Source organism: Stenotrophomonas sp. 2YAF22 (assembly GCF_052114665.1).
Lineage (GTDB): Bacteria > Pseudomonadota > Gammaproteobacteria > Xanthomonadales > Xanthomonadaceae > Stenotrophomonas > Stenotrophomonas indicatrix.
This window is the reverse complement of the sequence record NZ_JBFRFE010000182.1, coordinates 1-6,905: the sequence shown is the minus strand read 5'-3', so window position 1 is coordinate 6,905 and position 6,905 is coordinate 1. Positions and strand designations below refer to the sequence as shown.

The following is a 6,905-nucleotide window of genomic DNA, read 5'->3' as shown; positions in this document are numbered from 1 at the left end:
CCACCGCGTGGGAGGGTACGCCTACCATCCTGTTCGACGTGGYGGCAGCGCGTCTGTCCATCTGCGCGCCCGCGGTTGGCGGCATCGTCGATTTCCTTTCGCCCCAGGATCTTGTCGCCGACGCAGGGGATGTTGATGCCTTTGTCCAGCGCCTGCAGCAGTTGCGGCATTCGGCGGAGGCACGCGAGGCTCTGGTGAAGCGCCAGCTCGAGTCGCTCGTCCGCAATCGCCGGTGGTCGAACTTCAGTGGGGATCTTCAGAACCTCGAGGGATATCTCGCGCACGGCAAGACCGTTGCTGCCGGGGCCGTCGTGCACGGCGCATGATGTACAAGGAGATTGCACAGTGAAGGTTCTGGTTACTGGCGGCGCAGGCTTCGTCGGATCGCACACAGTGGTGGAGCTCATCGCCGCGGGTCATGAGGTGCACGTCGTCGAGAGCTTCTGCAACAGCGAACGCTGGATGGTCGAGCGCATCGAGCGCATCAGTGGCCAGGCACTGTCGCTGGATGAATTGGACATCCGTGATCGGTCCGCCCTGCTGGCCAGCGTCCAGGCCTTTCAGCCGGATGCGGTCATTCATTTCGCCGCATTGAAGTCGGTGTCGGAGAGCACCCAGCTGCCGGCCACCTATTACGACGTCAACGTTGGCGGCACCGCGACCCTGCTGGAGGTCATGCAGCAGGTCGGGTGCCGCCATCTGGTGTTCAGTTCCTCTGCCACGGTATACGGCCAGCCCGAAACCTGTCCGGTCGCAGAGACGGCCGTGGTGGGCCCTGGAAATCCATACGGCAGTACCAAGTTGGTGGGCGAGTGGCTGATCCGGGACTGCCTGGCTGCGCCCGGCCAATGGCTGTCAGCGGCTATCCTGCGCTACTTCAACCCGGTGGGGGCCCATCCCAGTGGGCTGATCGGCGAGTTGCCGCGCGGGGTGCCGAACAACCTGGCGCCCTACATCACGCAGACTGCTGCAGGGCAGCGCGACTACATCCGTGTGTTTGGCGACGACTACGCCACTCCCGATGGCACCGGCGTGCGCGACTACATCCACGTGGTGGATCTGGCCAAGGCTCACGTCGCTGCACTTGATGCGTTGGCCGCCAGTGACGTGCGCGAGCTTACCCTCAACCTGGGAACGGGCAGAGGTTACTCGGTTCTGGAGTTGATCGAGGCCTTCTCTGCCGCTGTCGGCCGGCCCATCCCCTATCAGCGCCAAGGACGCCGTGCTGGCGACATAGGTGAGTGCTGGGCAGATCCGAGCCTAGCCAACAAGGTGCTGGGGTGGCGTGCGGAGAAATCGCTGCAGGAGATCTGCGCCGATGCGTGGCGCTGGCAGCAGAGCCTTGGCGGAACGGCCGATTGAGCGTCGGCGGCGGTACCGACCGCGCCGGCAGGATCAGTGCTTGGGCGCGACCCGGAACACCCAGAAGTTCATAACAATGAACACGATGACCGGCACCGCGATGGCGGAAAAGAGGATTCCCAGCCGGTAATCCAGCGACAACTGCGAAATCACCGCCATGCCGCCAGCGGAAAGGCCGATGTTCAGTCCGTGCACCACCAGAAACTTGCCGGATTGGCGCGCCGTCTCACCCTTGGCGCCGAAGGTGAAGTACTTGTGCGCGACGAAATTGGGCGCCAGCAGCAGGAGGTAGGCGACCACCGTGGCCAATACCGGGTGCAGGTTTTCCTTGCTCACCAGCCACCAGGTCAACAGCGAGAACAGCACGGTGCTGATGCCCCCCACTGCGCCGAACCGGATCAGCTTGCCGGCCAGCTGCTTCATATCTGCCGGGTTCACAGCCCGGTGTCCACCGTCGAGTCCACACGTTCGGCGATGGAATACTGAGTGGGCGTGGTGAAGTTGAGCAGAATGCGACCGACGTACTCACCGATGGCCCCCAAGGCCAGCAGCTGCACACCGCCCATGATCAGGATGGCGACAATCAGCGACGACCAACCGACGGCAACGCCGGGGTCCAACAGCTTGTGGATCACGATGATGGCGGCAAACAGGAAGCCCGCCGCCGAGATGGTCATGCCGGTCAGCGATGCCATCCGCAATGGAGCCACAGAGAAGCTGGTCGCCATCTTCAGCCAAAGCGAGATGGACTTCTTCAGGCTGTATCCCGACGTGCCGTCCTCCCGCGCGTGGTGGCCGACCGTGCGGGTGGTGACGCGCGAGGTGGCCGACAGGATCAGGCCGTCCAGGTAGATCGCAGGACCGCGGAACTGGACCACTTCGTTGCGCACGCCACGTTTCATCGCTTTGAACGGAGACAGGTAAAGGCCCTTGGGCTTTTCCAGTAGCCAGGTCGCCACCCGGTCATTGAAGTGGCTGCCGAGGATCTTCCAGGCGGCGTGCTTGCGCCCCAGGAAGCTGCCGTAGCAGACGTCATGGTCGTCATCCAGCGCTTCCACCAGGGTGGGGATGTCCGAGGGCGCATGCTGAAGGTCATCGTCCATGGTGACGATGACCCGGCCACGGCATTCGCGCAGGCCGGCAAAGATGGCCATGTGCTGGCCGACGTTCTTGCGCAGGTTCAGCGCCCGGACCCAGGAATGGGTACGGGCCAGTTCGCTGGCCACCTTCCAGGAGCCGTCCGGACTACGGTCATTGACCAGGATCAGTTCCAGCGAATAACGCCCGCCGATGGCGGCATCGATGGCGGCGACCAGCGCGGGCAGAGTTTTCTCGCTGCGATAAGCCGGGACGACGATTGAAAGGTCGATCAAGTCCGCCGAGTCGTCAATCGCTGGGGGGGTCGCCATGGCCGTCTCAATCTGGAGGAAAATTCACTCAGTCAGGTAGTATATGCCCGAACCTGGCGCCGTGCACGGTTGGGATCTGTGACGCGTGATGCGTGTCCCTGCCCCCCGGTCGCTGGCCAGATCAGGCCACGATGAGAAACGGACGAGGTATCAATTTGAATCGACTTGAACGTTTTTGCGAGATCACCCTCGATCGCCTGGATCGCAGCTACATCTGTTACATCGTCCTGATCCTGCTGGGCATGTACAGCTTGGGCCAGCTTACCGCCCCATTCGTCGCCCACGATGACTTCGATTGGCTTCTGTCCGGATTCGATCAAGGCTTCGAGACGCCCCTGAGCAAGGCGGGTTCGGAAGGGCGGTGGGGCAACGTCATCTGGGCCCAGTTCAGTCACCTCCTCGGTATCAGGGCGGCGTTCGGCCTGTATCTGGTCTCGTTTTCACTCATGTGCGTCCTGATAAGCCGTGTGGTGTCGCCATCGGCTGGCGTTTTCGGCGCCCTGTTGCTTTTTCTTTCGCCGATGACCGCAGAGACCATGCAGTGGCCGGTCACCCAAGTCACTGGTGTTGTTGTCACCGTCTTGGGCTGCTTGGCGATGCTCCGGGTCCAGTCGGATGGCCCGCGGCGGTTGGTCATGGCGATTTCAGTCGTCTCGGGATTTCTTTTCTACCCCTCATTCGGGCCGCTGTTCCTGCTGATGTATGCCACGCGCTGCATGGGCGATAGGCGCAGCGTCGTTCTCGGCGGTTTCGTGTATGTCGCCAGTTTTGCCTGCGCGGTACTGCTGGTATTTACACTGAACTACATCTTCCACGGCACCTTCTCGATCCGGCCTGCTGCGTGGCGTGAGGCCACGCCATTGATGCACGGCGGAACACTGCTGGGAAACATCGAGCGCTATCTCGGCTGGTTTTCCGCCGTGAAAGACATGTGGCCGGCGCTGATTGGCGGAGCACTGGCGTACCTGCTTTGCTTCCGTTTTCGCGTCCGCGCCCCGCAATGCCTCGCGTTGGTGCTGTTCGGCGGCTTGTTGCTGGGCATCGACGCGTCACTTTCGGTCGTGTCCGGCCTTTCCATGCCGTTGCGCTCTACGGTCTGGCTGTGGCTGCTGCTGTGCATTCCTGTGATCTTCCTCGCCCATGAAAGGAAGACCATCGTGATCGGTCTGCTGCTTGCTTTGCCACTGGTGTACACCGGCGTGACTTTATGGGCCGGCACGTACGCCGATACACGCCACGTCTACCCGGCGATGCAGCGTACTGGCGTGGAGATCGCCCGCGCGCAGGCGGAGAATGCGGGACGGGTAGACGATGTCATCCTCTTCGGTGACGTTCACGCCAATAAATTGATGGGGCGGCTTCACAGCAATCGTGCACTCCGAAATTATCTGTACAAGGACTTCTCCCTCTACACCCGGCAGTGCGAAGAGACGTTGTGCGCCAAGGTTCAGGCGGAAATCGAGACGCGCGCCGAGGTCCCGCAATGGCTGATCATCGACCGTCATCTGGTTTGGGTGCTATCTCCGCAGAACTCCAGCACTTACTGATCTGAATCGCTGCAAGAAACCAAGAGGTTTACACGATGAATGCTGCTGCTGCGCACACTATAGGACTGCGGGCGACCTTGCTCCCGGCAACGGGCGGCCGTCGGGTGCTTCTGGCGTGCATCGTTGTCGCCACGCTTACCGTGTTGGCGCGCTTGCCTTTCGTGCTGACACCGGGCATGTCCACGGATTCGTATGCCTATCTGGACGGGTGGCCGACCTTGGCGCAGTTGGCGGGGCAGGGGCGCTTTGGCCAGTTCCTGGTCTTCAGGCTGCTGGAAGCGCTCGCCGTGGATCCTTTGGCATTTGCAACGTTGTTGCAGGGGGTCGGGTTGGCTCTGTTCGCCTTTACGATGCCATTGATGTTCTCCGCCTTTTCCACCGCGCAGCAGAATCGCTTGATTCCGCTGTGCCTGGCCGCCCTGGTGGTCACGCTGCACCCCTTCTCGGCAGAGATACTCACGTTCTCCGAGGCTTCCTTCACTGCGCTGCTGGCCACCTCAATGGGTGTTCTTGCGGTATTTCTGCTGGCCAAGCGGCCGCGATGGTGGTGGCTGGCCGGCATCATGCTGATCGCTGCACTGTCGATGTATCAACTGCTGATCAATTTCGTCGGCCTGATGATCCTGTTTGGATTCCTGCAAACCTATCTGCGTGTTGGGAACGTGCGGCGGCACGTGTGGGCCGAGTACCGGCCGCTGCTCAACACGGTGATGGTGATGGCCGGCGCATTGGTCGTGTATCTGATCGCGCACAAGGCATTGGTGATGTCGCTGGGCATCCAGGAAGTAGGGCGCGCAGGATTTCTGCCGCTGGCCAAGGTGGGCGGGCGGATGCAGGAGGTGGCTGGCTTGGGAGGATTCCTCTGGAACCGGCCGCTATTGGTCACCTACGGCCCGGCGGCCAAGTTTCTGCTGTGGGCGCTGGCGCTAACGGGCTGGATGTTCCTGGTGGTGCGATTGCTGGCGCGGCCGCGCGCCGATGCCGCGCTGCCGATCGTGGCGATGTTGCTGGTGCCGGTAGCCGCGATTGGCGTCGTGGCTGTGGGCGCGGTGTGGTGGCCGGCGCCGCGCATCCTGGGCGGCGTGGTGGCAGCGTGGGCCATGGGGATTTACTGGCTGGCCTGGCTGGCCGATGGCCGGCTCGGGCGCGTGCTGATCTGCTCGGCTGGCGGTGCATTGCTGCTTGCGTTTTCCGCCGTCGGGCATCGTGTGCACAGTGACCAGATCCAAGTGAACGCATTCGATCGGTTGTTGGCGCAGCGTGTCTATACGGAGCTCACCCATGTCGATGGCTTCACTGACCAGACGGCCGTCGTGGTGGTGAATCGCCGCCTGAGTTGGTCACACCCCCTGCCGCTGGCGACGGCGTGGATGGATCTGAACCTGACCGCATTTGCGGACAAACGAGCCATCAAGGGGCTGTTGCAGCTGTCCAATGGTCGCACCTTGAATGTAGTTCCCGCCTTGCCTGCCGATATCAAGGCATGCGAATCCCTCCCCGCTTGGCCAGACATCGGATTTGCGACTGCTCGTTCGTCTGGCGATGTGCTTGTCTGCATCTGACCTCGCCTGTGCGCTGGTAGATTTGAGTTAATCCAGGATACATATGAATACTTTCCAGTCCTTGACGACGGTCAGGACCGCCGATCCGGTCACGCGTTTGGCCCAGGTCTGCATCGCGGTTACCGTCATTACACTGCTTGCCCGTCTCCCCTTCGTCGTCCAGCACGGTCTTTCGATCGATTCGTATTTCTATGTGCGTGGATTCCCCACCATGTCACAGCTGTTCGGCCAAGGCCGTTTTGGCCAGTACATGGTCTTCATGGCCGGTGAGTCCCTGGGCTTCAATGCGCTCACATTTGGCACCCTGCTGCAAGGCGTTGGCCTGCTGTGCTTCGCGGCGAGCGTCCCACTGGTCTTCACTGCGTTTGACCGTGAAGTCCAGGTGTCGCGTGCCGGTCTGGTGTTGACCAGTCTGCTCATCACGCTGCACCCATATTCGGCTGAGATCCTTTCTTTCTCTGAGGCGTCGTTCACTGCACAGCTCGCAACCGCGATGGGCATTGGCGCCACTTTCATGGTGGCGCGTCAACCACGCCGGTGGTGGGTGGGAGCCGTCCTGCTCGTCCTCGCCCTCTCTATGTACCAGCTGCTGCTGAACTACATCGCGCTGATGCTGCTGTTCGGTGCGATCCAATTGATGGTAAAGAGCCGGGAGGCGCGCGTTTTCGAGTGGCGTCGCTATCGTGAGCTGTTCAGCCCGCTGTTGATGACGCTGGTCGGCCTTGCTGCTTACATGGTGGCCTACAAACTGGTCATCGCCGGATTTGGATTGAGCGAAACCAACCGCAGTCAGTTGTTGCCGTTGAGCATGATGGGTTCCCGTTTCGAAGAGCTGGTGAAGCTCTCTGATTTCCTTTGGAAGCGCCCTTACATCGTTGAAGATGCCCCAGTGGCGTCAGTTCTGATGTGGGTGGCTGCCGCGCTGGGCTGGGCTAGCTTTGTGGTATGGGTGATCATCCGGCGTCCACGGCAGTCGCTGGTGTGCCTGCTGCTGGCTGCGCTGATTCCTTTGGCAGGCATCGGCG

Annotated in this window: 7 protein-coding genes; 5 read left to right on the top strand and 2 right to left on the bottom strand. The window is 61.6% G+C overall.

The window, feature by feature from the left end; translation table 11 throughout:
• Positions 1-326: glycosyltransferase (locus AB4Y84_RS09255; protein ID WP_442250040.1), on the top strand; the 326-nt coding region annotated here is incomplete at its 5' end.
• The gene (galE, locus tag AB4Y84_RS09250; RefSeq protein ID WP_442250038.1) at positions 295-1,362 is read left to right on the top strand and encodes a UDP-glucose 4-epimerase GalE; all 1,068 of its coding nucleotides are present in this window, start codon (positions 295-297) and stop codon (positions 1,360-1,362) included. The genes AB4Y84_RS09255 and galE, both read left to right, overlap by 32 nt.
• Before the next feature lie 33 nt (positions 1,363-1,395).
• Here galE and AB4Y84_RS09245 read toward each other — a convergent pair whose 3' ends face one another.
• Together AB4Y84_RS09245 and AB4Y84_RS09240 are read right to left on the bottom strand one after the other, a co-directional pair.
• A complete protein-coding gene (locus AB4Y84_RS09245; protein ID WP_442244879.1) occupies positions 1,396-1,800 on the bottom strand; it encodes a GtrA family protein in 405 nt (134 codons plus the stop codon).
• Complete coding sequence (locus AB4Y84_RS09240) at positions 1,797-2,771, bottom strand: glycosyltransferase family 2 protein (protein WP_442244878.1); 975 nt, start codon at positions 2,769-2,771, stop codon at positions 1,797-1,799. Before AB4Y84_RS09240 ends, AB4Y84_RS09245 begins: the two co-directional genes overlap by 4 nt.
• A gap of 155 nt (positions 2,772-2,926) precedes the next feature.
• Here AB4Y84_RS09240 and AB4Y84_RS09235 point away from each other — a divergent pair, with 155 nt between their 5' ends.
• The 3 genes from AB4Y84_RS09235 to AB4Y84_RS09225 all read left to right on the top strand — a co-directional run.
• On the top strand, positions 2,927-4,318 hold the full coding sequence (locus tag AB4Y84_RS09235; protein ID WP_442244877.1) for a hypothetical protein: 1,392 nt from the start codon (positions 2,927-2,929) through the stop codon (positions 4,316-4,318).
• A 35-nt stretch (positions 4,319-4,353) separates the two neighbouring features.
• Positions 4,354-5,880 carry a glucosyltransferase domain-containing protein gene (locus AB4Y84_RS09230; protein WP_442244876.1) on the top strand — a complete coding sequence of 509 codons (1,527 nt, stop codon included), beginning with the start codon at positions 4,354-4,356 and terminating at the stop codon, positions 5,878-5,880.
• A gap of 43 nt (positions 5,881-5,923) precedes the next feature.
• The coding region (locus tag AB4Y84_RS09225; protein WP_442250036.1) for a glucosyltransferase domain-containing protein at positions 5,924-6,905 on the top strand (982 nt) is incomplete at its 3' end.